General features: G+C 48.1%; 1 pseudogene. It reads left to right on the top strand.

The features are described from left to right. A pseudogene (locus tag I5349_RS13865) lies at positions 1-258 on the top strand (M1 family peptidase); the annotation flags it as partial.

Consider the following 258-nt stretch of genomic DNA (forward strand, 5'->3'; position numbering starts at 1 on the left):
GCTAAGGATACTGATACTTACAAGACACAGCCTAGCAGCATCAACCCTCGTATGTCGATGACGCAGCTTCAAACCATCATCTGGCACAACGAGGAGCTTGGCTATCAGATCAAATCTGTCAAAGTTGCCACAGGAAAAGACCTGCCAGTCGCGATCAACAAGACTATGATGCGCATTGACTTGCCTCAGCCGGTGGCTTCTGGGGAAAAGTTTGAGTTTGCGATCGATTGGGAATTCAATATTCACGACAGAGCAGGT

The organism is Penaeicola halotolerans, from assembly GCF_016464625.1.
Lineage (GTDB): Bacteria > Bacteroidota > Bacteroidia > Cytophagales > Cyclobacteriaceae > Penaeicola > Penaeicola halotolerans.